24 protein-coding genes and 1 pseudogene are annotated in these 23,651 nt (G+C 68.0%); 13 read left to right on the top strand and 12 right to left on the bottom strand.

Features of this window, described 5'->3' with window-relative positions; genetic code table 11:
- Window positions 1-60: 60 nt before the first annotated feature.
- Both ABT294_RS25480 and ABT294_RS25475 read left to right on the top strand, forming a co-directional pair.
- Window positions 61-468 (top strand): hypothetical protein, encoded by a 408-nt coding sequence (locus ABT294_RS25480; RefSeq protein ID WP_350808760.1) that lies wholly within the window; start codon window positions 61-63, stop codon window positions 466-468.
- A 251-nt stretch (window positions 469-719) separates the two neighbouring features.
- A complete protein-coding gene (locus ABT294_RS25475; RefSeq protein ID WP_350808759.1) occupies window positions 720-959 on the top strand; it encodes a hypothetical protein in 240 nt (79 codons plus the stop codon).
- Here ABT294_RS25475 and ABT294_RS25470 read toward each other — a convergent pair.
- On the bottom strand, window positions 891-1,145 hold the full coding sequence (locus tag ABT294_RS25470; RefSeq protein WP_350808995.1) for a tyrosine-type recombinase/integrase: 255 nt from the start codon (window positions 1,143-1,145) through the stop codon (window positions 891-893). The genes ABT294_RS25475 and ABT294_RS25470 overlap by 69 nt on opposite strands.
- Before the next feature lie 251 nt (window positions 1,146-1,396).
- On the opposite strand from ABT294_RS25470, the gene ABT294_RS25465 reads away from it, so the two are divergent.
- Both ABT294_RS25465 and ABT294_RS25460 read left to right on the top strand, forming a co-directional pair.
- A complete protein-coding gene (locus ABT294_RS25465; RefSeq protein WP_350808758.1) occupies window positions 1,397-2,287 on the top strand; it encodes a recombinase family protein in 891 nt (296 codons plus the stop codon).
- A gap of 578 nt (window positions 2,288-2,865) precedes the next feature.
- Window positions 2,866-3,294, top strand: coding sequence for a hypothetical protein (locus tag ABT294_RS25460; RefSeq protein ID WP_350808757.1), 429 nt, complete (start codon window positions 2,866-2,868; stop codon window positions 3,292-3,294).
- 243 nt (window positions 3,295-3,537) lie between these two features.
- Here ABT294_RS25460 and ABT294_RS25455 read toward each other — a convergent pair whose 3' ends face one another.
- Window positions 3,538-6,684 carry an ATP-binding protein gene (locus tag ABT294_RS25455; RefSeq protein WP_350808756.1) on the bottom strand — a complete coding sequence of 1,049 codons (3,147 nt, stop codon included), beginning with the start codon at window positions 6,682-6,684 and terminating at the stop codon, window positions 3,538-3,540.
- Between the two features lie 141 nt (window positions 6,685-6,825).
- Here ABT294_RS25455 and ABT294_RS25450 point away from each other — a divergent pair, with 141 nt between their 5' ends.
- Genes ABT294_RS25450 through ABT294_RS25435 form a run of 4 tightly spaced genes read left to right on the top strand, consistent with a single transcriptional unit; the run spans window position 6,826 to window position 10,265 of the window.
- Window positions 6,826-7,971 carry a serine hydrolase domain-containing protein gene (locus ABT294_RS25450; RefSeq protein WP_350808755.1) on the top strand — a complete coding sequence of 382 codons (1,146 nt, stop codon included), beginning with the start codon at window positions 6,826-6,828 and terminating at the stop codon, window positions 7,969-7,971.
- 25 nt (window positions 7,972-7,996) lie between these two features.
- A complete protein-coding gene (locus tag ABT294_RS25445) occupies window positions 7,997-8,779 on the top strand; it encodes a DUF4097 family beta strand repeat-containing protein (RefSeq protein WP_350808754.1) in 783 nt (260 codons plus the stop codon).
- Between the two features lie 28 nt (window positions 8,780-8,807).
- On the top strand, window positions 8,808-9,986 hold the full coding sequence (locus tag ABT294_RS25440; protein ID WP_350808753.1) for a serine hydrolase domain-containing protein: 1,179 nt from the start codon (window positions 8,808-8,810) through the stop codon (window positions 9,984-9,986).
- Window positions 9,987-10,004: 18 nt separating this feature from the next.
- Window positions 10,005-10,265, top strand: a complete 261-nt coding sequence (locus ABT294_RS25435) for a hypothetical protein (protein WP_350808752.1) — start codon at window positions 10,005-10,007, stop codon at window positions 10,263-10,265.
- 203 nt (window positions 10,266-10,468) lie between these two features.
- Here ABT294_RS25435 and ABT294_RS25430 read toward each other — a convergent pair whose 3' ends face one another.
- The 4 genes and pseudogenes from ABT294_RS25430 to ABT294_RS25415 form a co-directional block, all read right to left on the bottom strand.
- Window positions 10,469-13,591, bottom strand: coding sequence for a Tn3 family transposase (locus ABT294_RS25430; protein ID WP_350808751.1), 3,123 nt, complete (start codon window positions 13,589-13,591; stop codon window positions 10,469-10,471).
- A gap of 160 nt (window positions 13,592-13,751) precedes the next feature.
- Window positions 13,752-14,234: a tyrosine-type recombinase/integrase gene (locus tag ABT294_RS25425; RefSeq protein WP_350808750.1), complete on the bottom strand. Its 483-nt coding sequence runs from the start codon at window positions 14,232-14,234 to the stop codon at window positions 13,752-13,754.
- An 84-nt stretch (window positions 14,235-14,318) separates the two neighbouring features.
- Window positions 14,319-14,456 (bottom strand): annotated as a pseudogene (locus ABT294_RS25420) (site-specific integrase); the annotation flags it as partial.
- Window positions 14,457-14,858: 402 nt separating this feature from the next.
- Window positions 14,859-15,500, bottom strand: coding sequence for a TetR/AcrR family transcriptional regulator (locus ABT294_RS25415; protein ID WP_350808749.1), 642 nt, complete (start codon window positions 15,498-15,500; stop codon window positions 14,859-14,861).
- A 92-nt stretch (window positions 15,501-15,592) separates the two neighbouring features.
- Here ABT294_RS25415 and ABT294_RS25410 point away from each other — a divergent pair, with 92 nt between their 5' ends.
- The 3 genes from ABT294_RS25410 (at window position 15,593) to ABT294_RS25400 (ending at window position 18,061) form a co-directional block, all read left to right on the top strand.
- Window positions 15,593-15,826 (top strand): hypothetical protein, encoded by a 234-nt coding sequence (locus ABT294_RS25410; RefSeq protein WP_350808748.1) that lies wholly within the window; start codon window positions 15,593-15,595, stop codon window positions 15,824-15,826.
- 32 nt (window positions 15,827-15,858) lie between these two features.
- The gene (locus ABT294_RS25405) at window positions 15,859-17,451 is read left to right on the top strand and encodes a carboxylesterase/lipase family protein (protein WP_350808747.1); all 1,593 of its coding nucleotides are present in this window, start codon (window positions 15,859-15,861) and stop codon (window positions 17,449-17,451) included.
- Window positions 17,452-17,710: 259 nt separating this feature from the next.
- Complete coding sequence (locus tag ABT294_RS25400) at window positions 17,711-18,061, top strand: hypothetical protein (RefSeq protein ID WP_350809002.1); 351 nt, start codon at window positions 17,711-17,713, stop codon at window positions 18,059-18,061.
- Here ABT294_RS25400 and ABT294_RS50860 read toward each other — a convergent pair.
- The 3 genes from ABT294_RS50860 to ABT294_RS25385 form a co-directional block, all read right to left on the bottom strand.
- Window positions 17,991-18,473 carry a protein-tyrosine phosphatase family protein gene (locus ABT294_RS50860; RefSeq protein ID WP_502912121.1) on the bottom strand — a complete coding sequence of 161 codons (483 nt, stop codon included), beginning with the start codon at window positions 18,471-18,473 and terminating at the stop codon, window positions 17,991-17,993. The genes ABT294_RS25400 and ABT294_RS50860 overlap by 71 nt on opposite strands.
- Before the next feature lie 279 nt (window positions 18,474-18,752).
- Window positions 18,753-19,178 carry a VOC family protein gene (locus ABT294_RS25390; RefSeq protein WP_350808993.1) on the bottom strand — a complete coding sequence of 142 codons (426 nt, stop codon included), beginning with the start codon at window positions 19,176-19,178 and terminating at the stop codon, window positions 18,753-18,755.
- 131 nt (window positions 19,179-19,309) lie between these two features.
- Window positions 19,310-19,543, bottom strand: coding sequence for a hypothetical protein (locus tag ABT294_RS25385; protein WP_350808746.1), 234 nt, complete (start codon window positions 19,541-19,543; stop codon window positions 19,310-19,312).
- A 176-nt stretch (window positions 19,544-19,719) separates the two neighbouring features.
- Between ABT294_RS25385 and ABT294_RS25380 the strand changes: the two genes are divergently transcribed.
- Window positions 19,720-20,202 carry a group II intron maturase-specific domain-containing protein gene (locus ABT294_RS25380; protein WP_350808992.1) on the top strand — a complete coding sequence of 161 codons (483 nt, stop codon included), beginning with the start codon at window positions 19,720-19,722 and terminating at the stop codon, window positions 20,200-20,202.
- An 82-nt stretch (window positions 20,203-20,284) separates the two neighbouring features.
- Here the strand turns inward: ABT294_RS25380 and ABT294_RS25375 are convergent, their stop codons facing one another.
- Together ABT294_RS25375 and ABT294_RS25370 are read right to left on the bottom strand one after the other, a co-directional pair.
- Complete coding sequence (locus ABT294_RS25375; protein ID WP_350808745.1) at window positions 20,285-20,407, bottom strand: hypothetical protein; 123 nt, start codon at window positions 20,405-20,407, stop codon at window positions 20,285-20,287.
- A 258-nt stretch (window positions 20,408-20,665) separates the two neighbouring features.
- Window positions 20,666-22,054, bottom strand: coding sequence for a mercuric reductase (locus tag ABT294_RS25370; RefSeq protein ID WP_350808744.1), 1,389 nt, complete (start codon window positions 22,052-22,054; stop codon window positions 20,666-20,668).
- Between the two features lie 239 nt (window positions 22,055-22,293).
- On the opposite strand from ABT294_RS25370, the gene ABT294_RS25365 reads away from it, so the two are divergent.
- The gene (locus tag ABT294_RS25365) at window positions 22,294-22,578 is read left to right on the top strand and encodes a hypothetical protein (protein ID WP_350808743.1); all 285 of its coding nucleotides are present in this window, start codon (window positions 22,294-22,296) and stop codon (window positions 22,576-22,578) included.
- 42 nt (window positions 22,579-22,620) lie between these two features.
- On the opposite strand, the gene ABT294_RS25360 is transcribed toward ABT294_RS25365, so the two are convergent.
- Entirely contained in the window at window positions 22,621-23,547 is a 927-nt protein-coding gene (locus ABT294_RS25360) for an aminoglycoside phosphotransferase family protein (protein ID WP_350808742.1), read from the bottom strand.
- Window positions 23,548-23,651 lie beyond the last annotated feature (104 nt).

Genomic DNA, 23,651 nt, shown 5'->3' with positions numbered 1-23,651 from the left:
GGTCAGCGGGGGTTCGTCTCGGGTGGTCCAGCCGTGTTTGGTCATGGGGTTGGCCAGGGCATGGACGATGCCGTTTCGGGGCGGGTGGCGAGTCAATTAGTTGGCGATCGCAGCGCCGCGTTGAAGAGGGAGAAGCCGGAGCGGACCGCCGCGCAGATCGTCCGGATCCTGCGCCAGACCTCGGGCTGGTCACCGTCGGCGCGCACGCTGCTGCGCCACTTCGAGCGCCTGGAGCTGGTGACCCGCCCGGACGGGCAGCCGCCGCAGGCCTTCGGCCGGTTCGAGGCGCCGCGGCCGAACGAGATCTGGACCGGCGACGCACTTCACGGCCCGAAGGTGGCCGGCCGCAAGACATTCCTCTTCGCCTTTTCACAGCCGGGCCATCGTCGGGCACCGCTGGGGCTATTTCGAAGACACCGTCTGGCTGGCGGCGGCGCTCGCGGCCCGCGGCGTCCCCGAGTCCATTGATGTCGACAACGGGTCGGCGTTCGTCGATGTCGCCTTGAAGCGGGCGGCTGCCCGGCTCGGCGTGAAGATCATTCATTCGGGGCCGGGACAGCCGGAAGGCCGGGGCAAGATCGAGAGGATTTTCCGCTCCGTCCGGCAGCAGTTCCTCGTGGAGATCGCCGCCTACGGGGAGACCAGCGGCACCAAGGTGTCCGACCTGGCGCAACTGAACCGGCTGTTCACCGCCTGTGGAGATTGTCTATCACCGGCGGATGCATTCGGAGACCGGCCAAGGGTCGCTGGAGTGGTGGATGGCCGGGGCGCCGTTCCCGTCGCCGACCTCGGCGCAGCTGGCCGAAGCGTTCAAGTGGAGCGAGGTCCGCCAGGTCACCAAGACCGCGACCGTCCGGCTGTTCTCCAACTCCTACTGCGTCGACGCCTCGCTAGTCCGGGGTCGAGGAATCGGCGGACAGCCGTTGGCGCTGAGAAGGATCTTGATTGCAGTGAGCTGAGGCTGCTCCTGGTTGCGAAGCTTCCTTAGCTCGTCGCCCGGTCCCGGCGTCGGCGACCTTGTCGTCGAGCAACGCGTACAGCTGGGTGGTCTCGGCAGAGGCGTGGCCGAGGCGTCGGCGAACGGCCTCGATGGAGACGCCGGCGTTGATGAGCTCGGTGGCGTGGGCGTGGCGCAGCTGGTGGATGTCGGGGGGCAGACCAAGTACGAGAGAAAGGGATAGTCATATCGCTGACCAGGGCGAGCACACGGCCCCACGCGTGACGCCGCCGAGCGGGTGATGGCGAGCGTGCTGGCGGCCCGCGCCGCGGGGCGGTGTTTCATAAGCCCTCGCCTGTGAAACAGCCGCCAGCGGCCGGGGCGCCCAGGGGATTGTCTGTTTCATAGGTCGGTGCAAAAGGCTGAACGGATGAAACGCTCCCATGAAACGATCTCGGGGTGAGCGACAACGACTTCCTGCGCGTGGAAGCATTCGACTGCCCGATGTCCTCCTGCGCCGCCCCCGCCGGCTCGCCCTGCCGGACCGGCCGAGGCAAGGTGGCCGCCCAGTACCACACCGCCCGCTTCCGGCTGGTGCCCGCGCTGGCCAAAGCGCTCCACGTGCCCACCCCCGCGCTGCGCAAGCCCGGCTCGGCCTGGGTCGAACTGCCCCGCCCCGCTGGCGAGACTGAGACATCAGGGCACGCCAAGATCGGCTATGCTCGCGCCTCGACGGTCCGCCAGTCGCTGGACACTCAGCTGGACTCCCTCAAGGCGGCCGGGGTGAGCCGGATCTTCTCCGAGAAGATCTCCACCCGCGCCACCCGCCGGCCCGAACTCGAGCGGGCCGTGGCCCTGGCCCGCGAGATACGTGCCTCCGGCATCGCCGTCACCCTGGTCGTGCACGAGCACAAACGGCTCGGCCGCGGCCTGGCCCTGGCCGAACTCGCCGAACAACTGCGCGCCGCCGACGTCGGCCTGGAGTTCCTCACCGGGGAACTGCAAGGCACTCACGACCCGTCCGGCGTGGTGTTCACCGTGCTGACTGCGCTGTCGGGGATGGAACGCGAATACATCCGCGACCGCACCCTGGAAGGCCACGAGTCCGCCCGCAGGAACGGCAAGGCCATCGGCGGCGCCACCGTCACCGACCCCGCCATGCTGTCCATGGCCCTGCACCTGCGCGAGCAGGACTTGAGTCTGCGCGAGATCGCCGCCCGGCTTGTCATCACCCAGGGCGCGAAGAAGGGCCGGCATCCCTCGCCCGCCACGGTCCTGCGCATGCTGCGCGACCACGACGAACACCATCTCACTCAGGCGCCCACGCAGGCGCCGGCGGCTGCGCTGTGAATGTGTCCTGTCCCAAGGAGCCGCGATGGTGTTTCGGCTCGCTACCGGGGCAGCACCGCAGTGCTCGTTGCCGGGTGAGGTCAAGGATAAGTAGGTGAGGTTGCCCAGGGCGTAGACCTGACATTCGACGACATTTATGAGTGGCCGGTCGGCGCGGCGGCGTGAACCGGGCACGAGAATGTCGCCGGAGCCCAGCCCGTCACAGCAGGTGCGCCACCTTCTCCAAGGTCAGCGCGGCAGCACCGGGGGCAGCGGGTGCTCGGCGACGAACGCTCGCCATCCCTCCTTGCTGGTCACCGGCTTCCTTCGGTGAAGGCGTCGAAAACTCCCATCGGCGGTCACCCTCGCCCTCTCGACGAGCTCACCCGTCAAGCGCCGTCAGGGGTCTGACCGCCACCCTGGGGCGCCTTCGCATCGACCGCCAACTCGAAGAGGCTCTGACCCGCGGCCCCGATCCCCTGCATCTGGCCACCGTGTTCGGCATCGATGACAAGACCGCCATCCGCTACGCCAACGCCGCCCGCCACCTCCGCAGACCGCCGCGGAAACGCCCGAACCACCGTGACACCATAGGCGTCGTGATCTCCGCGGATGAGCTCGTCAGCCGAAGGCTGCTCCAGGTGACGGTGTCCTGGCACACCCACCCCAGCGGCGACCAAGCCTCACTGGTGCACATGTGGTTGCACCTGAGCGATCTCGGCCCGGTCCGCTTCCACACCGCCCCCGATGCCTCGCTCGAGCTGACGCTCGATCAACCACACGACTCCTATGACATGGACGAGTACGGCCAGGTCATCGTCGGTCCCGCCCCAGACGATTTCCTGATGAGCCGATTCATCGGCCAGCCGATCCGGGCCGTTCACCGCATCATCGACCACCGGATCGAGACGGAGATCGGCCTCCGGCTCGAACTCGATCACGGCGAGGTGCGCATCCTCAACCTGGGCGACGAACTGGTCATCACCGACAGCGCCCTGCCGGACGCGCTCGAAGCCGCCCTCCGCTGACACTCCCTCGCGACATTGAGCGCGCTGAACACGCGAGGCGAACAAGCGTTGAGATGCCGAACCCACATGAGTTCCCGCTCCCGGTGAGCTGTGTGATCGCACGGAGACAGGCGATGGACAAGCAGACGGAGACCCACTGGGTGCTGCCGAACTTCGCCGGCCTGTGCGGCACATTGCTCTTTTCCTCGTACTTGGCCTGCCTCATGTACGACAATCGGCTCAAATGCCCCTGCCACCCTGGACTTATACACGTAGCTTTGTCAGACGGTCGGTGGCCTCGTGTGGGGTCAGGTCGGCGCCCCGTTCATAGGCGCTGTCGTAGTCGGTACGGCCGAGCGACTCCGCGAGCATCTCCGAGAGGCAGCGCAGTTCGGTGTCGCCGTGGTCGAAGGCGCCGCGGATGGCCTGACTCAGGCCGAGCGCGGTGGCCGCGCCTGCCGGATCGCCCTCCAGCAACAGTAGCCTGGCCAGGAGTTGAGCAGCCAAGGGGGCATCCATGATCGCCTGCGCCGCCTCGACAGCGCGGGGCATCAGTTCGCGGGCGCGTACGGCGTCGCCAGCGATGAGGAGGTTGGCTACCCGAGCGAGGAGCAACCGAGGGTCGATGGCCTCCGCCGACTGGGGCAGCTTGCGCAGGAGCGCCTCCATCCGGTCGAGCGCTTGATCGGCGCGTTCGACCTCTCCGGAGCGGCGGTGCAGTTCTGCCTGGACGCCGAGCACCTCGATCTCCAGCGCCGGCTGGCCACGCCGCCAGGCCGCTCGTTCGGCGGTGTCGATGTCGCGCCTCGCGCCGGCTAGGTCGCCGGCGCGCATGCGTTCCGTGGCGAGCCCGAGCCGGGTGGAGACCTCGTCCTGCGAGCCGAGGTCGGTGGCGATCGCGAGGCTGTGCTCGTAGGCGGTGATCGCCTGGTCGTGGTCTCCGGCGATGGCGTGGATCTGGGCCAGGCCGTACAGCGCCTTCGCCGTCCACCACCGATCGCCCGTCTCCTCGAACAGGCGCAGTGCCGTGGTCATCGCGGTCGCGGAGCTCTCCCGGTCGCCCTGTTCGCGATGGCGCATGGCTTCTATCATGAAGGTGCAGGCGATCGCCCAGCGGTCCGGGCCGCTGCGCACCCGGGCGATCTCTTGATCGAGCAGCTCGTCCAGCCCGAGTATCGCCGCCATCACCAGCACTATCGTCAGCAGCATCGGATAGCGGCGCAGCGCGCCCGTGCGCGCGCAGTCGCCGATGAGCGCGCGGAGCCGCTCGTGGTCAGTGATCGGCCCGCCCTCGACGCCCACCAGGTGGATCGCGGTGAACGCGGCGCGGGCGTCCGCGGGCAGCGCGTCGCCGAACTCGGTGACCTTGGCGATGTAGGTCTCGGCCCGGGCGTCGTAGCGGAGCATGACCCAGTACCAGTACAGCGGTCCGAGCATCCGGGCCGCGGTCTCGGCGTCGTCTCCGTCGATGGCCGTTTGCAGGGCGTACATCAGGTTGTCGTACTCGGCCTGGAACAGCCGCAGCGACTCCGCCTGCTTGTCCGAGCGCAGCAGCGGCTCGTGTTCGTCGGCCAGGTCCGCGAAGTACCGGGTGAGCCCACGCAGGACGGCGTCGGTCTCTCCTGCGAGTCGGAGCTTCCCCGCCGCGTGTGCCCGGATGGTTTCCAGCATTCGGTAGCCGTCGCCGGCCCGCTCCACGATGGATTTGTCGACCAGGGAGTCCAGGAGGTAGACGACCTCGTCCGCGGGAAGCGTCTCATCCGCGCAGACCGCTTCGATCACAGCGATACCCGTCCGCGCCGGAAATATCGATATCCGGGCGGCCAGTGTGCGCTCTTGTGAGGTGAGGAGATCCCAGCTCCACTCAATGACCGCATGCAGCGTCTGCTGGCGGGGCTGGGCGGTCCGGTTACCGGTGCTGAGCAGCCGGAAGCGGTCATCCAGCCGCCGGGCGATCTGCTCGGCACTCATGGTCCGCAGGCGTGCCGCGGCCAGTTCCAGGGCGAGCGGCAGCCCGTCCAGCCGGCGCACGATGTCCACGACCGGCCGCGCGGTCGACGCGTCCAGTGCGAAGCCGGGTCGTACGGCTCCCGCCCGGTCGAGGAACAGCCGCACCGCAGCCGATGCGGAGACACGATCGCGATCCGCGTGCGCCGGGGGGAGGCCGAGGGGTCCCAGGCGGCACAGCGCCTCACCCATGACGTCCAGCGGTTCCCGGCTCGTGGCCAGGATGGTCAGGTCCGGCTGGCGCTCCAGCAACTGTCCGGCGAACTCCGCGACGGCTCCGGAGATCTGTTCGCAGTTGTCCAGAACCAGCACGCCTTCACCACCGGCGAGCAGGTTGACCACCCGCTCCAGTAGCGTGCCGGCCGGCTGGGCTCCGGCGAGGCTGATCGTGCTCAGCACCGCCTCCACCAGCCCGTCGGCCGTGTTCACCGCGGCCAGGGAGACCAGCCAGGCCCGGCCTCGCTGATGGACCCGATGCCGGCTCACGGCCTCCACGGCCAGCCGGGTCTTGCCCACTCCTCCGGGGCCCACGACCGTGACCAGCCGGGAGGACTCCAGCAACCCGGCCAGCAACCTCAGCTCCTCCTGCCTGCCGACGAAGCTGGTCAGCTGGGCGGGCAGACGTCCTGGCACTGCGTGCGGCCGAGCCTGTCGCGCCTGGGGGTACTCCCGCTCACCCCGCAGTACGGCGAGGTACGTCTCGCGGAGGTCCTCGGAGGGGTCGACGCCCAGTTCCTCGGCGAGGGTGCCGCGGACCTGGTCGAACACGGCCAGCGCGTCGGACTGGCGGCCTGCCGCGTGCAAAGCTCGCATGCGCAATCCGGCCAGCCGTTCGCGCAGCGGGTGACCGGCTGCCATCGCCGCCATATCGGCCAGGATCTCGTCGTGGTGGCCCAGCCGCAGCTCCGCCTCGAAACGGTCTTCCATGGCCGCGACCCGTAGCTCGTCCAGCCGCGCGCCGGCCGAGGCGGCGAAGGGGGTGTCACGCACGTCGGCCAGCGCGTCTCCCCTCCACAGCGCCAGCGCCTCGTCCAGCAGCGAGGCCGCTCGCCGCACGTCACCCGCGGCCAGTTCGCGACCGCCCCGCTTCGCCTTCTCCTCGAACCGACAGGCGTCGACGTCCTCGGCGCGTACGTGCAGGCGGTACCCGCCGGCCGCCCTCTCCACGACCTCGGCCTCGCCCAGAGCTTTGCGCAGCCGATGCACCAGCCCATGCAGTGCGTTGACGGTGCCCCCGCGCGGATGCTCCCCCCACAGGCCGTCAACGAGTGCGTCGACCGGCACCATCTCGCCCTCGGCCAGAGCCAGCCGGGCCAGCAGCGCTCGGACCATGACGCCGCCGACCTCGATCGGCGTGCCATCGTCGGCACAGGCCCGGACCGGTCCCAGCAACTCCATCCGCATGCACAAAGGCTATGAGCACAAAGACGCGCACGTGCCGTTTGAAAGTGGCGCCATACCGGCTAAAAGAGCGTTCTAAGCCGCATGTAAGCGCCGGTGGACACCGTGGAGGACGTACGGAAGAAACGTCCGAAAGGCAGTGCAATGGCAGCCCACGAGAACGTGCAGCAGGTGCTCGACTGGTCGGTGGCCGAGGTCGGCATTCCCGGCATCGTCGCGGAGGTCAAGGACGGCGACCGGACCTGGTTCGGCACCGCTGGCGTGGCCGACATTCGGACGGGCTCCCCGCGCGTGCCGGGCGAGTACTTTCACGCCGGCAGCAGCGGCAAGGCCTTCACGTCCGCGACGCTTCTGGCCCTGGAGGCCGAGGGCCGGTTGAGCCTCGACGACACGGTCAACGCTCACCTGCCCGGCGTGCTGGACGTCAACGGCTACGACGGTGACAAGATCACCATCAGGCACCTGCTCAGCAACACCAGCGGCCTGTTCGCCACCGGCCTGGCCCCGGAGGTCAGCTACCGCTACGCCACCCGCTCCGGGTTCGACCGGCATCGCTTCGACACCTTCAGCACCGAGGAACTGCTGCGGGTGGCGGTGTCCCAGCCGCCGGTCGGTGCGGCCGGCGAACGCTTCGAGTACGCCAACGGCGGCTTCTACATCGCCGGCGCGATCATCGAGGAGGTCACCAGCAACAGTTACGCCGACGAGGTCGACCGCCGGGTCGTCCAGCCGCTGGGCCTGACCCACACCCGCGTGCGCCCCACCACCGAGACCGGTTACCCCGAGCCGCACCCGCGAGGCTACTCCCAGCAGTTCCTCAAGGACGGCGCCGACCCGGCCGCGGTCACCCCGGAGAACTGGGAATCGCTGATGGAGGAGCCCGGCCTGCCGCCTCTGGACGTCACCGAGCTCAACTCCTCCCTGGGGTACGCGGCCGGCAACGTCGTCTCCACTACGACGGACATGATCCGCTTCTTCAACGCGATGACCACCGGCAGCCTGCTACCGCCCGCACAGCACCGGCAGATGTGGACCACGGTCTCCACCGAGGGCGGCTACTGGATGCCGCACGCCCGCTACGGCCTGGGCATGTTCGAGTTCGACAAGCAGGCGACCGGCGGCCGGACACTGCGCGGCGTCGGCGGCAGCGTCTGGGGCTCCTATTTCTTCGCGGTCGGCACTCCCGACGGCCGGCACACCGTCGCCGTCCACACCAACACCGAGTGGAAGTCCTGGGACCCCATGTTCAAGATCATCGAAGCAGAGTTCGGCATCTCCGTCGGCGCGTAAAGCACGCTCTGAAAGAAGAACATTGATGAATATCTTTGACACACCGCAGCCGATCACCGCCGTCGTCTCGTTCACTGAGGCCGACATCCGCATCAGCGCGACCCAGCGCACCGACACCACCGTCGAGGTACAGCCGGCCAATCCGGCCGACGCCACCGACGTCTCAGCCGCCGAACGCACCCGCGTCACCTACGCAGCCGGCCGCCTGACGGTCAAGGACCGATCGAGCATTCAATCCCTGCCCGGCCGCATCACGGTCGCGGTCGAGCTGCCCAGCGGCTCGGCGCTCGACATCAGCGTCCGCGACGGCCTCCTGAACGGCCAGGGCCGCCTGGGCGCAGTGCGGGCCCACCTCTCCCAGGGCAACATCCACCTCGACCACACCGGCGAGCTGCGCCTGAGCACTGACGACGGCGACATCACCGTCGCCACCTCCGGCGGCCCGGCCGCCCTCACCACCGCCCACGGCCAGATCCGGATCGGCGAGAGCACCGGCACCACAGTGATCGGCAACGGCGCCGGGAACGTCACGGTGGACCGGGCAGAAGACGGCCTGCGCGTGACCGTCGAGCAAGGCGCCGTTCAGATCGGCGCGATGGTGCGCGGGCGCGCCGATCTGAACGTCGGCACCGGGACGATCACCGTCGGGATCCCGGACGGCACCGCCGTCCTGCTGGACGCCAAAACCACGCGCGGCAGGGTCCGCGACAACCGGGGCGACCTCCCCGAGGTGTCCGCCGGCAACCCCGTCGAGCTCCACGCCCACGTCGCCCAGGGCGACATCCTGCTCCACCGGGTCACCAACTAGCACACCATTTGAAAGAAGGCGATTGACCATGAAGAAGGCTCTCCGCACCGCTGCCTGCCTGCTCACCGCCGCGGTTACTGTGACCGCCGGTGCGTCGTCGTCGGCGGTGGCCGCCGACGGGGCCAACGACCACGCCGCGGTCCAGCAGGTGCTTGAACACGCCGTCACCGACGACGGCATGCCGGGCATCATGACCGACATCCGCGACGGCCGCCAGAAGTGGTTCAGTGCCGTAGGCGTGGCCAACACCGAAACCGGACGCAAGCGCCGCCAGCAGGACTACTTCCGCGCCGGCAGTGTCACCAAGACGTTCACCGCGCTCGTGGTGCTGAAGCTCGCGGCCGAAGGCCGGCTCAGCCTCGACGACACCGTGGACAAGTGGCTGCCCGGCGTGGTGCAGGGCAACGGACACGACGGCAGCAAGATCACCATCAGGCAGCTGCTCAACCAGACCAGTGGCATCTTCCCTTACACCTCGGACGAGAAACTGGCGACCAAGCAGTGGACACCCGCCTTCCTCAAGGGCCGCTTCGACAGCTACCGTCCCGAGGAACTGGTGAAGATCGCCATGGGCAACCCGCCCTCCTTCGCGCCCGGTAAGAGCTGGGGCTACTCCAACACCAACTACACGCTCGCCGGAATGATCATCGAGAAGGTCACCGGCAAGTCCTACGCCGAGGAGGTCACGCGGCGAATCATCCGCCCGCTCGGCCTGACCAAGACGTACGTGCCGGGCCAAGAGATAAAGCTGCCCCAACCGCACGGACAGCACTACGTCAAGTTCCCGCTGGGTGACCCCGACCAGAAAACCTACGACCTCACCGACATGAACGCCTCCTGGGCGTTCGCCGTCGGCAGCATCGTCTCGACCCTGGGCGACCTGCACACGTTCTACAAGGCAGTGCTGAGCGGTCGGCTACTGCCGCCCGCGCAGCAGAAGGAGATGTTCACCACCGTCTCCACCAAGGGGGGCGTGCCGTGGATCGACAACACCACCTACGGCCTGGGCATCTTCTCCCAGAAGCTGTCCTGCGGGGTGACGGTGTGGGGAAACGGGGGTCGGATCCACGGCTCCTGGACCTCCGCTATGGGTACCCGGGACGGCAAGCACATGCTCGTCACCAACATCAACGGCGACTGGGGCAAGTCGTTCAGCATCCTCACCGAGGAAATGGAAGCGGAGATGTGCCCGCCCAGTTCCAAGTGACCGCGCCACAGCCCCCCCTTGATCTGCGCTCCGTGCCCCCTGACCAACAAGGGGCGGCACGGCGGCTGGGGATTCGGGATGGCGGTGCGCACCTACCGCGGCGACTACGCCCCGATCGGCCAGTTCGGCTGGGACGGCGGCAGCGGCACCACCGCCTACGCCGACCCGCACCACCAGCTCGTCGGCATCCTGCTCACCCAGACCGGCATGTCCACCCCGGATTCGGCGCGGGCCATCCACGACTTCTGGACCACGCTCTACCAGGCCATCGACGACTGACGGCCCATCCTGCCTGGTCGAGTCGGTCCGGCAGAGAGGCTTGACCAGGCTGCGGCCTTCGAGCGCACACCCTTGTCCGGCCATGTCCGGACAAGGGACCGTTGCTGAAACGATCAACAAGTTGCCGTCACACTCTGCGGAGCGTGCCGAGAACACCGACGCTCAGCCGAGCGCTCTCGGCACTGGCACCACCACCCTTTTGATCAAGCAGCCAGCTCGACGTCGGTGAAGTCGACCTCTTTGAGCAGGGGGTCGAACGGGTCTGGCTGGTGATGGAGTTCGTCAGTGGCGTACGCACCAAAGCGGCTGATGTGGGCCCGCAGGTAGGGGGCAATCTGGCCGAGCTGGTCGGCGGTGATGCTCCAGCCCTCGGCGACCAGCTGCCGCACGATGTCGGAGATGTCCAGGGCGTTGTGGAAGACGACCAGGTTGGCCAGCAGCGTGTTGAACTTGATCAGTTTTTCCTGCTCTTCGGGGTCGTTGTCGGCCAGCACCCCGCCGAAGCCGAGCCACTTGGAAAATCCGTTGTAGGACTCGACCTTGTTGGTCGCCGCGGTGACGCGCGCCCGCAGCGCCGGGTCGGCCAGATACCGCAGCAGGGCGACGGTCCGTACGCTGCGGCCCACCTCACGGAATGCCTTGTAGATGCGGTTCTTGCGGGAGCTGGACCGCAGGCGCCGCATCAACGTGGCCGAGGACAGGCGGCCCTCGCTGATCGAGATCGCCACCTGCATCAGGTCGACCCAGTGCTTGTCGATCAGCTTCCAGTCGATCACGTTGCGGCCGCTCTCGCCGAACAGCTGGTCGATGTGCGGATAGGCGATCTTCTCGGAGGCGCGGAAGAAGATCAGGTCCTTGAAGTTGCGGATGCGTGGCATCAGGTCGAACCCGAACAACGTGGCCAGGGCGAAGACCGGGAAGTTCTGGCCCTGGGTGTCGGCGTGCACGGTGGAGGGCTGGATGTCGGAGGTGTTGGCCAGCAGCCCTTCGATCAGATGCACCGCCTCCCACACCCCGCACGGGATGAACCGGGAGAACAGCGCCACGTAGGTGTCGGAGATGTAGTGGTAGGCGATGCCGCCGAACCCTCCGTACCGGATGCTGGTCTCGGCCAGGAGATTGTCGATGTAGGTGTCCACCTGGGTGCCGTCGGCGGCCACCGTGCTGCCGTCCCCCCAGGCCTTGATCACGTCCAGCTCGGCGAAGGCGTTGACCACATCCGCGATCGCGGCGTTCAGCTTCTTCAGGGTGATGTGCCGGTTGCGGACCATGGACAGCTCGCGGGCGGTGACGCCGGCGATGTGCTTGGCCGCCTCGTACGGGCCAATGTTGATGCCGCCGGTGAACACGGCCAGCGAGTACCGCCCCAGCTTGTCCTTGATCTTGGGGTCGGAGCCGGAGGCGGGGCCGAAGTGGCGATACCAGGTGAGCCAGTGGGCGGTGCGCGCGACGATGGACAGCAGTGAGCGTTCGGGCATGCGCCGCTCGATCTCGGCCGCCAGCCGCTCGGCTTCGGCATCGCTGCCCTTACCGCGGCGGCGCTTGAGGGTGGGCACGCCACCCTCGTCGATGACCAGGTCGGCGTTGTCGAGGTAGCCGGCGTCCAAATGCGCGGCCGCGCTCAGATGGGCGTCCTTGAGGTGGGCGACGAAACCGGCGGGGGTGTCGGGCAGGCCGACCTTTTCGCAGAAGGCGGCCAGCTTCGGCTGGCACTCCGGCCAGGGCGGCAGATGGGCGCCCCAGTCGGCGTACTCGTTCGAGCCGAGCACGGCCACGTCGCCGGTGCGCAGTTCCTCGGCCAAGTAACAGAACACCATCGCCTCGAAATGCCGGCGCGCCACCATGCCGGGACGGCGCCGGTCGGTCACCGCGCGCCGCCAGTTGCCCGAGGCGAACGCGATGCCCGACTCCGGCTCGTCCTCCTCCACCGCCGGGGGCAGCGGGATGAAGTCGCGGCGCTTGGATGAGTGCTCACGAGCGTGCGCCAGCGCGGCCAGCACCGAATCGTCGCTGGAGGTGGCCTTCAGCCGCAGCTTGCCCGCCAGCTCGAACAGCGCCGGCCGGTCCTTCTTGAAGAACCGGTACACCAGCAGCTCGTGCGCGTCGCCGTGGAAGGCGGCGACCTCCTCGATGTCGGCCAGCTGGGCGGCGAACCCGCCGGCCTGCTCCACCGCGGCCCGTACGGTCTGCACGCTGTGGGTCTGCACCACGAGCGCCGACAGCAGCTCGCCCAGCGCCTGGACCTGCCCGGCGCCCGCCCCGCACGAGGTCACCGCCTCCATGGCCCGCCCCACCGCTTCGCGTCCGGCGGCCGAGGCCTCGCTGCCGGGGTCGAGACGTTCCAGCACCTGACGGTAGGTACCGATCAGCCGCTCGCTGGTCGCACGCTGCCGGGCGCGGATCTCCTCCAGCTCCGCCTTGGCCCGCTTGACGTGGGAGGCCATCCGCTTGCACAACATCTCGGCCAGATCGTCGCGGGCCCGCATCCGGGCGGTGTGCGTCAGGCACGCCAGCAACGCCACCTGCTTGACCGCCTCGTAGCGCGACAAGGTGTCGGCGTCCTGGGCGTCGGCCTCACCCGCGAAATCGGCGATCTTCGACGGCGCGATGCCCTCCAGCCAGGCGTCGGTGTCGCCGAGCGCGTCCACCTGATCCAGCCATCTCACCTGCTCACGAAAGCGCGACCAGGTGGCCCGCTGGGCGGGCTTCTTGAGCCGGTTGAACGTCGACTTGCCGTCCGGCCCGACAACGAGCAACCCCTCCATCCGGGCCCGGCCCGCCTCACCCATCCGCCGCAGGATCGTGGCGAAGATGGCGGCGTTCACCTCGGCGCGGATGCTGGTGGCCAGGTCCTCCAGCGTCGTGTATCCGAGTAGCTCCAGCCGGAGCCGGAGCAACTCCTCGATCGCCACGTTGATCAGATCCGCCGGATTGTTCTTGGCCTGCGCCGCCTTCCGGATCGCCACCGCGGCAATCGCCCGGGCCCGGCCCGCGTCGTACTTGACGCCCTGACGCTGGCGCACCAGCTTGCGATGCGCCTTCGCGCTCGGGGACGACCCATGGTCCGGCCCGACGTCCTCGGCCAACTCCAGACAGCGCCGAACGTGGTCGATCACCACCTCGGGAATCTCATCCGGGGACGGGAAACGCGCCATCTTCTGAAAACACTTCAACGCCAGCACCAGCGCGAAACACGACTCCGGGCCGCCGGTCCGCTTTTCGGCCCAGTCCACCTCCTCCGGCGACGGCGTGAAGAACACATGCAGCACCCGCGCCGAAGTCAGCCGCTTGAACTGCGGATAGGCGGTCCGCTCGATCCACGTCATCCCAGGCTGTCCCTCGCCTCGATCCCGGCGTCCAGACCCCGGAAACCGTAGCGGTGATCAACCCTGCCGACCGGCCGTGTTCATCAAACCGCAACCAAACCCAAGCGGAGGGTCACATCAACTGACAAACGAACCCTCTGAGCAGCACCTCAACACCCCACTATCCCTTTCTCCCGTACTTGGTCTGCCCCCCGATGTCGATCTCGACGCGTGCGACGGTGCAGTAGCTCTGCCAGCGGTGGTGGGCGGCGTCGTAGGACAGCGGCCCGCCGCGGCCGTTCATGCTGGCCCGGAACAGCGGCTCGGCGGTGTAGCCGGCGCGTGCAAGGTAGAGCTTGAGCAGGGCGACGTAGCCGCGGTCGTCGAGCAGCACGGTGCATACGCTGCCGCCCTTGCCGTGGACCCGGGCGTGCTCGTCGTCCAGCCGCAGGTCCAGGTCCTCGACGTAGAGACCGCACACTTCGGAGGCGCGGGCTCCGCAGACGTAGGCGGTCTCGAACAGCACCCGGTCGCGCAGCCGGCCCAGCAGCAGGTCCTTGCGCGGCCACCGCGAGCAGATCGCCGCGAAGACCTTGGCGACGTCGGCCGCGCTGGCTGGGCGCGGCAGCGTCTTGGGCACCTTGACGGTGTCGATCCGGTCCATCGGGTTGGCCTGCAGCAGGTCATGGCGGACCGCCCACTTGGTGAAGGAGGCGATCGCGGCGCGCTTGCGGCTGACCGGCGACAGCTCGGCGAGTTCGGCCAGGTAGGCGCGGATCGGCGTCGCGGTCAGCGCGGCGATCTCCTCTCCGTGGTGGGCGGCGAAGGCGATCAGGTCGCCGCGGTAGGCGCGCCGGGTGTGCGCGGAGGCGCCGGCGTTGGCCAGGTCGGGGAGGAAGTCGTCGAGATGGCGGGAGAGCGGGTGGGCGCGGCCGAGTTACTCGGCGATGACCGGATCCACCGTGTCGACCTCCATCATCGGCCGGGTTGCCAGATAACCGGGAAACGAAGCGTCCCTGCCGAACGGCGGTCGCCCGGCTCGCGCTACGCCCGTGATCGCTATCTTGCCTGATAGCAACAGTTATCCCGTGACCATTGGTCTCCATCCTGCTGATTCGCACCGCAAGGCCCCGCCCGCATAGAGCAACCGGCTGAGGGTCGCTGCGGACGCCGGCGGTGAAGAACATCACACGCCAAGCGTGGCGGTGAACGTCTGGCGCCTCTGGAAGGCGTCTTGGCGTACGTGGTGTGACGGACGCAGCGCTGGCGTCGCGCTCGCAAGGCGCCCTCAGGTGATTGCGGTCGATGAGGCCGGTCGGCTTGGCCGGGATGGCTGCATGAGCAGGCCGTCGATACGACGAGTCAGCGTGTCGTGGGCGGGCACGGTGGGTCGGTGTCCGAGCAGGGCGAGCGAGGTCAGCCCTTCGACGAGTGGCAGGAGGGTCTCGGCCTCCAGGTCGGCGTCGAGGTCGTCGCGGAACTCGCCAGTTCGCTGGCCATAGCGGATCAGCCAGGCCAGCAGGTCGCGCGTTTTGGCGTGGGCTTGGCGCAGGATTTCCGCCAGGGACGGGATGGCCGTGGCGTGGGCGGTGAAGGCCGCCAGGATCCTGGCGTCGCGTCGCTGGTGCGGTTCGATCAGGGCGAGCGTACGCAGGGTGGCGGTGAGCAGGGTCACCGCCGACTCCTTGGCAGCGGAGGCGTCGATTTCCTCCTGGCCCTGCGCGGTGATGCGTTCGGTGATGTGGTGCAGGGCGAAGGCGAGCATCTCGTCCTTGGTGGCGAAGCATCGCTGCACGGCTCCCATGGACACCCCAGCCTGCTGCGCCACGTCCCGGAGGGTCGCGCCTTCGGGGCCGTGCCGGTCGATCAGGTCGCAGACCGCTTCGGCGATGTGGCGGCGTCGCGTCTCGTAGTCGACCTGCTTGGGCATGGGGTTCCTTCCGCCAACGTTTCGATGCGATTGCATCGTATCAACTTTTCCGGTTTATTTGATGCGTACGCATCGGAACAAGGGGGGACCCCATGAGTCGTTCGCAAACACGCAACCGCACAGCCGACAAGGCGCTGTGGCTGGCCGGAGCTCTGTTCACCGTGCAGGGGTTCGGCTCGGCGATCACCGAGGCGCAGTGGGGCACCAGCTTCGGAATCGCTGGCATCCTGCGTGCCGTCGGCGTCCCCGGCTGGGCCGATTTTGCCCTGGGAACCGTCGGAGCCGTGTTCCTGCTCAGCGCGGCGTATCGGGCGGTGCGCCGGTGAGACTCCGAGGAATGGCGCGGGGGGTGGCGCGCGTGCGGCTGGTCACGGCGGTGGCCGGGCTGTCCGTCGTCGCGGCCTGTGGGAGCGCCACCGGCCCGGCATCGAGCTCGCGCCAGCCTGTCGCGCACACCTCGTCAGGCGCCGTCGCTGGCGCTCACATCGGGCGGGACCTGCAGCGGTTCAACGTCATCCCCTATGCCGCGCCACCGACCGGAACGCTGCGCTGGCAGCCGCCCCAGCCCGTCCAAGCGTGGAAAGGCGTCAAGGACGGCACCCGCACGGCCCCGCGCTGCCCGCAGAACGCCAATCCCGCCGACTCCAACCCGGCCAGCACCACCGAGGACTGCCTGTACCTGAACGTCACCGCCCCCCGGACCGTGCCCGCCGGACAACGGCTGCCTGTGATGGTCTGGCTGCACGGCGGCGGCTTCACCCAGGGCGCCGGCGGCGACTACGACACCCAGCGGCTGGCGGAGGCGGGCGTGGTCGTCGTGACCGTCAACTACCGGCTGGGCATCTTCGGCTTCCTCGGCCACCCCGCCCTGCCCGGCTCGGGCGCATTCGGCCTGCTCGACCAGCAGGCCGCGCTGCGCTGGATACGGCACAACGCGGCGGCCTTCGGCGGTGACCCGCGCAACATCACCCTGTTCGGCGAGTCCGCGTGCGCGTTCAGCACCTGCGCCCAGGTGACGTCCCCCACGGCGGCGGGGCTGTTCGACAAGGCGATCATCCAAAGCGGCACCTGCTCGATGCGCCAGATGGGCATCGAGCCCGCCGGCGGCGACACCGTGTGGCCATCACGGCAGTCCGGTGAACAGATCGCCGCGGCCGCCGCCGAGCAGATCGGATGCACGGACGCCGCCCAGACGATGGCCTGCCTGCGCCGGGCCCCGGTCCCGGCCCTGCTTGCCGCGCAGCAGAAGATGCCCGCCACCTGGGCGCCCTCGTACGGAAGCGACACGCTGCCGCTCGACCCGCGCCGGGCGGTGACCGAGGGACGCGTCCACCCGGTGCCGCTCATGGTCGGCACCACCGCGCACGAGGCCCGATACTTCGTGGCCATGTACTTCGACGGGCCGGGCCAGCCCCTGAGCCGGCAGACCTATCAGCAGTTCCTGCGCACCGCCTTCGGCACCGACGCCCGGCGGGGCGCGGCCAGGTATCCCGTCAGCACACACGGCTCCCCCTCACTGGTATGGGCCGCCATCGCCACCGACCGCGGCTGGACCTGCCCCACCCAGGCGGGCAACCGCCTGCTCGCCCGCAAGACCCCCGTCTACCAATACGAGTTCGCCGACGACCCCGCCCCCAGACCATCCGGGTTTCCCATCCCCGCCGCCTTCCCTCTAGGCGCCTACCATGGTGGGGAACTGCCCTACCTCTTCGACGGCCCCGGCGCCGCCACCGACCAGCCCCTCTCGACAAGCCAACGTCGGCTGGCCGACCAGATGATCGCCTACTGGACCCGCTTCGCCGCCACCGGCAATCCCAACGGCCCGAGCCTGCCCCGATGGAAGCCCCTGACCAGCAAGAGCGCGAACCACGTCCGCTCCCTTTCCTCGACCAGAAGCAATGGCGACGGCTCCACCGAACACCACTGCCGCTTTTGGGACACGCGTAGGTGAAAGAACTCCAGCCCATGAGCTGGGCCGTCATTCAGACGGTCATCGGTCAGCGGTTCAGACGCCGTCATCCTCTACGACAGTGGTGCTGGCGGCACTGACCTCGGCAGCGCCGCCGCGCTGGGCGGCGTCCCCAAACCGCTCAAGGTCCCTCTCATCCCTCAGGCCAACGACGTGCTGGCCACCGAGCTCGCCGAGCGCGGCCGCACCCTGTCCTGACGAAGCCCATCTTTTGGCCCATGATCAGCTCGAATCTGTGCGCATGTTGACCAACCATGACATGGATTCGTCCAGCCCGTTCGCCACGGTGCTCATCGGCCAACCCACCCTGCGCCGCAAGATCAAGCTCGGTGTCCTTGCTGCGCTGGACCAGCGCATTGCCGTCCGCCATCACATGAACGGCATGACCAGCCAGGAGACCACCAGCTACCTGGCCCATCACATCGCCCTGGCCGGCCGCCACCCGCACCGCCGTCAACGAGGTCATCGCAACGGAGTGACAGATCACTCCAGGCCGAAATGCCACGCCAGACCGGCTCTGGTCAACCACGCCATGTTGCGTAGATACGGTCGGCCCAGGCCAGCCGATGGTCTCCGACTTCCGTGGCCCTGACAGCACTCAGCTGTTCCAGGGACAGCGCCGCTTCTTCGGCGGTCATGCCTGTGAACCGGAGTAGCGCATAGGCGAACATTCCGGTTCGGTGGATCCCCGCAGAGCAGTGGACCAGTACGTGGCCGCCGTCGCGCAAGAGGGAGCTTACTTGCATGAGGGCGGCCCCTAGCCGATGGTCGCTGGTAGGCGGCGGAGGGCCGGCGGTGGGGAGAGGGATCCATATCCACTGCAGGCCGACCGCCTTGACGGCAGAGCCGAGTTGCATGGCGCCTTCCTGCTGGGACAGCAGCGTCACCACGTGCGCTACACCCAACGATTCGAAAACCGGGAGCGCCCTCAGTTTCGGCCGTCTCGTTACCGAGAGCGTTCCACTGCCGGCGGGAATCTGATCGACAGATGGTTGGGGTGGCACAAACGGGATGCTATCTGCGGGCCGATCGATACCGCTGCAGGTTTATCGACCGCCGCACCAGCCTCTCCGCTCCTGGTACCTCCAGCGGCAAGCTGCACATCAAGCCGCCAATCCGCACACCAAGACCCCGTCAGCCTCATGCTGCCGGGGTCTTCTCACACCGCCACGTCCTCATCTTGAATGACGCGTTCATCCTCAACTTGAGTGTCCGCGTACACGTTTTCTTGGTCCGTCCAGCGGATCGTTCTGGTTGGGTCGCAGGTCGGCCGCGACGGGCTGTCAGCTGAGCTGCTCGGCCAGCGCGATGATGATCCCCTCGGGGCCGCGGACGTAGCAGAGCCGGTAGCTGTCCTTGTACTGGGCCAGCTCACCGACGAGTTCGGCGCCGTGAGTGCGCAGGCGGGCAACGACGTCCTCGATGTCGTCGACGGCGAACATGACGCGATGCATGCCCAGCGTGTTGTGCGGCGGGTTATGCGGTCTGGCGCCGATTGCCGCGGGGGTATGGTATTTTGCCAGTTCCAGCCGGCCGTGGCCGTCTGGGGTCCGCATCATCGCGATGTCGCAGCGGACGCCGTCGAGTCCGACGGTGCGGTCCGCCCAGAGGCCCTCGATCTGCGCTTTGCCCTCCAGCTCCATGCCGAGTTCTACGAAGAACGCAATGGCAGCCTCAAGGTCGTCGACGACAATGCCGACGTTGTCCATCCGCTGGAGCGTCATGGTGGTTCTCCTTTGTCGCACGGCCCGTCGTGGGCCACTGGTGTACCTAGGACGGAGCCATCGCCACGTTCTCGACACTGGGAAGCGTGCTGAGTTCTGGCTTCTGCTTCCGGCCGTCACCGCCATGGGGTGCCGCGTCCGAACCTGGCCAGCTCGGCCATCTTCACCGGCGCCACCGCGCTGCAGTCCACCGCCCCGGTGCCCAGCCCCAGCACATACGCCGACCGGTCGAAAGCCTCGCACATGCCCGTGCCCGACAGTATGGTCACCGCGGTGCGCATCCACTCCAGCACCGACACCTTCTTGCCCCCGGGCACAGCCAGCGTGGTGACCCGGCGTTCCTGATGCACGCGTGGGAGCGCGTCTCCGCCAACGCCGGAGGACGAACCCCGGGAATTGACCAGGTCACAACCTTCAAGGTCGAGACCCGGATTGGGGTCGAGGCGTTCCTGGCGCATATTCGCACCTCGCTGAAGTCGGACGAGTACGAGCCTGCCGAGGTGCGGCAGGTGATGAGGTCGTCCATATCGATGAGGGCTTCGACTTCCTCGGCTTTCACATCAGAAGGCAGCACAAACGAGGAACGCAGAAGTACTACGTCTTCACCAAACCGTCCAAGACAGCGATCCAAGCGATCAAGGACAAGGTGAAAGACCGAACACGCAGGGCCGATCAGGACATGCGCCCGGACGAGCTGCTGGTCAGCTTGAACCGGATGCTGCGCGGATGGGCGAACTACTTCCGGCACGGAGTGTCCAAGGCGATCTTCGGCGCGATCGACAACCACGCGTGGCATCGCATCGTCGGCTGGATCTTCCGCAAACTCTCCCGGATCAGCTGGCATCAGCTGCGCCGCCGGTTCTGCCTGCCCGGCACCTGGAAGCTGGCCTGCAATGGCGTCGAGTTCACCGGCGCGTCCAGCGTGAAAGTGATCCGTTACCGCTGTCGCGGCACCAAGATTCCGACGCCGTGGTCGTCGCAACCGGCAACCGCCGCCGTTGGCGGATGACCACCGAGCAAGACACGTGGAGAGCCCGGTGCATGGAGACGTGCACGCCGGGTTCGGCGGGCGGGTCAGGGAAACGGACTGGCTACAAGACCAGCAACGCGCCCTGGCCCGAGCCCCAAACGGCGTTGATCTTGTTGTGACTTGCCTGGTCAATGGGGCGGATCTGACGCACTCCCCGATGCATATCGACGAGCTGGTCGAGCACTGGACGATCCTGGACGAAGAGCGCGACCCACCCTGCCAGCCCACGACATCGCCGCACTACAGGTCTTCGAGGACCTGCACGGCGGCGGCGAGCTCAGGGCCCGCCTGGTCGTCGACCGGGCGACCATGTCCGAGATCCGCGAGCTCGTGCTGACCGTACCCGACGACGGCTGGTCAGGCTACGCCGGCGCCGGCGTGCTGCCGACCGGACACGATCTCGCAGTGAGCATCGGGCGTTATTGATCGGCACTGCCCTAGACTAGGCGTCGAGCGTCATAAAGAGGCCGTTAAGGCCCTCCGCCAGCAACGGGTGCGTGAAGATGGCGTTCGCCATGGCGGTGTACGGGAGCTTGCCCAGCATGGCGACCTGCATGATCGTCATGATCTCGCCGCCTTCTGCGCCGAGCACGGCGGCGCCGAGGATCTGCTGGGTGTGCGCGTCGATGACGGCCTTCATGAAGCCGCGCGTCTCCCCGGTCTCAAGGGCCCGGATGACGGCGTTCATCGGCAGTTTCGCGACGCGGACCGCGCGGTTTTGCTCCCTGGCCTGCCGCTCGGTCATGCCGACGCGGCCGAGCTGCGGATCGATGAACACGGTATAAGGGACGATCCTGTCCCGCGTGCTCGCCTTCTCGCGGCCGAGCAAGTTGGCGTGCAGGATCCGGTAATCGTCGTAGGAAAGGTGGGTGAAGGCCGGGCCGCCCTTGACGTCCCCCATGGCGTAGACGCCGGGGACGGAGGTTTCCAGGTACTCATCGACCTCGATGAAGCCGTTGTCGCGCAGCCGGATGCCGGCCGCCGCCAGCGTGAGCCCCTCCGTGTTGGGGACGCGGCCGATGGCCGACAGCAGGTGGGAGCCCTCGACCTGCCGCTCGCCGTCCGGCGTGCGAACGGTCAGCCGCACCCGCCCGCCGCCTGCCTCCTCGACCCGGTCCGTCGTCGCCGACGTCAGGACCGTGATCCCGTCGTCGCGCAAGATGGCGGCGACCTCGTCGGAGACGTCATCGTCCTCGATCATCATCAGGCGCGGGCCGGTCTGGACGATCGTGACCTCGCTGCCGAACCTGCGGAACATCTGCCCGAACTCCAGCCCGATGTAGCCCCCGCCGAGGATGATCAGGTGCTCAGGAAGCGCGCCCAGCTCCATGATCGACGTTGAGTCGAGGACAGGGACGTTCTGCGCGCCGCTGATCGCCAGCGGCCTGGGCCTACTACCCGTGTCGATGACGATCACCGGTGCGCTAATCCCCCGCGTCTCGCCGCCCCTCAAGGCGATCTCGACCGTCTTGGGCCTCGTGAAATGGGCCTCGCCTTCGATCAGGTCGACCCCGTCCTGCGCCAGGCGGCTCGCGTAGTTCTCCCGCGCGCCCGCGACCATCCCCCGCTTGCGCTCCCGCACGGCGGCGAGGTCGACCGACACCGGACCGGTCCGCACGCCGAACTCCGCCCCGCGCCGCGCCTGATAGGCGATGCGCGCGCTGGCGACCATCGTCTTGGTCGGAGTGCACCCGGTGTTCACGCAGACGCCGCCCAGGTGGTCGCGCTCGACGAGCGCCACCTTCTTGCCTGCCTTCGCCAGATCGAAGGGGAGGAACCGGCCGCCCTGGCTGGTCCCGATCACGATCACGTCATAGCCCTCGTCCGCCACAGGGAGATCGTAACCCTGTGCTTTGCTGTATGCACTGAGGGTGGCCGATGGGTGTGGGTGGGATATTGACCGGTGGAGTGGTCGGGCTGTAATCGGCCCTTGACGACAACCGAACGGCCAACGGCGATGGGTGCGGCTCCCTCTGAGGGGGCGGCTGAGCTGGGCGGTTGGGTCTGGGCTGGTTGAACGGCTGGTCGTTGTCTACCGTGTGAGCAGGAGCGCGCGAAGCGGTGGTGGCGATGAGCTCGTTGCTGGAGGAGTTGGTGCGGCGGGAGAGCGCGGCCCGTCGGCGGGTGGAACAGCTTCGCGAGCAGATCGCCGAATCGAGCCAGCGGTTGGAGACCGAGGAGGACCGGTTATCGCGGCTGGTGATCAGCCGGGAGACAGTGGAGGAGATCCTGGACGAGGTCGTCCAGGCTGTTGAGCGGCCATGCTGCCACGAGCAGGGGCGTGAACTGTTGCGACAGCTGTTGCAGGTTCACCTGGACCTACGGGCGCTGCGCGAGCAGCAGTCGGTCCTTTGATCGCCCCCATGAACTGCAGGAGCTGTCAAGCTGTCCCTGTTTTCATTCTCGCCGGCGCAGCAGTGCCATAGCGATGGCGACCTGGGTAGGTTCGAGCGTGGCCTTGCCGTCTTCGATGTCCCACAGTGCGTTCTGCAGCACGCGGCCGAGACTCCAGCCGACTGCCCGCCTCCGGTCGAGACCCAGGACCTCGGTCAGCAGGTCAAAGCGGCGCAGCACCGCGCGAGCCACATCACCGGTGGCCTCCACCTCCTCCCACCGGTTGTCCAGTGCCGGCAGCAACTCAAACCCCGGATCGCCGGCCAGTGGTTCAGGGTCGATGGCCAGCCAGGGTTCCCGTTCCCCGGCCAGGACGTTGTCGTAGTGCAGATCCCAATGCAACAGGCGATCGCCAGGCTCGCCGAGCAACTCGGCCACAGCGGACGCGCAGGTGCGCACCAGCCGCTGTTCGCCAGGGTCGCACAAAGCCGACACGGCCTGCGGGACCTGCTCGAGCATGGCCGCGGCGATGTCAGACAACCGTCGCAGATCCCTTGGGGCAGGAACCGAGGTCAAGCGGGCCATCAGCTCGGCCAGGATCTGCATGGCCGCATCATCGTCGGCCACCGAGGATAGCGGCCGGGCCGCATCCAAGCGTTCCAGCAACTGCGTGCCGCTTTGCTCGTCATAGTCGAGCAGGCGCACAATGCCGTCGCCTTGCCACGCCCGCAGCCCGGGGGCGGTGCCGACGGTCTCCTCCCGGAGCTGCTGAAGCTTGAGGACGGCGGGTGTCCCATCGGACTGAAGTACGGGCAGGACCAGCGAGGCCATTCCGTACGCGGCCGGGCCGTCCGGCCGCAGCCGCCAGCAGTCCAGGAATTCGCCACCGAGGCGAGGCAAATCGGCGAGCCAAGCGCGCGCCTCGGCACCGTTCGCGCCATAAGACGCGGCGAACAGGTCGGGAACGTCGATGGAGGTCGATGTGTTCATGAAAGGCATCTCCTTCGTGGGTCCAGGTCGATCCGCGACGAACGAAGGAGATAACGGAGGCGCCCGATTACCGGGCAGGCGTCAAAGCATGCACCTACCTTACC

The organism is Nonomuraea sp. NPDC000554 (assembly GCF_040300065.1).
In the GTDB taxonomy this organism is placed as follows: Bacteria; Actinomycetota; Actinomycetes; order Streptosporangiales; family Streptosporangiaceae; genus Nonomuraea.
The sequence above is the reverse complement of the archived record's forward strand: the minus strand, read 5'-3'. Positions and strand labels throughout refer to the sequence as shown.

Bases quoted from the DNA above. Each gene is read 5' to 3' on its own strand.
- ABT294_RS25480 (WP_350808760.1), top strand. From the start codon at position 61: ATGGACGATGCCGTTTCGGGGCGGGTGGCGAGTCAATTAGTTGGCGAT.
- ABT294_RS25475 (WP_350808759.1), top strand. From the start codon at position 720: ATGCATTCGGAGACCGGCCAAGGGTCGCTGGAGTGGTGGATGGCCGGG.
- ABT294_RS25455 (WP_350808756.1), bottom strand. From the start codon at position 6,684: ATGCGGATGGAGTTGCTGGGACCGGTCCGGGCCTGTGCCGACGATGGC.
- ABT294_RS25450 (WP_350808755.1), top strand. From the start codon at position 6,826: ATGGCAGCCCACGAGAACGTGCAGCAGGTGCTCGACTGGTCGGTGGCC.
- ABT294_RS25445 (WP_350808754.1), top strand. From the start codon at position 7,997: ATGAATATCTTTGACACACCGCAGCCGATCACCGCCGTCGTCTCGTTC.
- ABT294_RS25440 (WP_350808753.1), top strand. From the start codon at position 8,808: ATGAAGAAGGCTCTCCGCACCGCTGCCTGCCTGCTCACCGCCGCGGTT.
- ABT294_RS25430 (WP_350808751.1), bottom strand. From the start codon at position 13,591: ATGACGTGGATCGAGCGGACCGCCTATCCGCAGTTCAAGCGGCTGACT.
- ABT294_RS25425 (WP_350808750.1), bottom strand. From the start codon at position 14,234: ATGGACCGGATCGACACCGTCAAGGTGCCCAAGACGCTGCCGCGCCCA.
- ABT294_RS25415 (WP_350808749.1), bottom strand. From the start codon at position 15,500: ATGCCCAAGCAGGTCGACTACGAGACGCGACGCCGCCACATCGCCGAA.
- ABT294_RS25410 (WP_350808748.1), top strand. From the start codon at position 15,593: ATGAGTCGTTCGCAAACACGCAACCGCACAGCCGACAAGGCGCTGTGG.
- ABT294_RS25400 (WP_350809002.1), top strand. From the start codon at position 17,711: ATGTTGACCAACCATGACATGGATTCGTCCAGCCCGTTCGCCACGGTG.
- ABT294_RS25390 (WP_350808993.1), bottom strand. From the start codon at position 19,178: ATGGACAACGTCGGCATTGTCGTCGACGACCTTGAGGCTGCCATTGCG.
- ABT294_RS25365 (WP_350808743.1), top strand. From the start codon at position 22,294: ATGAGCTCGTTGCTGGAGGAGTTGGTGCGGCGGGAGAGCGCGGCCCGT.
- ABT294_RS25360 (WP_350808742.1), bottom strand. From the start codon at position 23,547: ATGAACACATCGACCTCCATCGACGTTCCCGACCTGTTCGCCGCGTCT.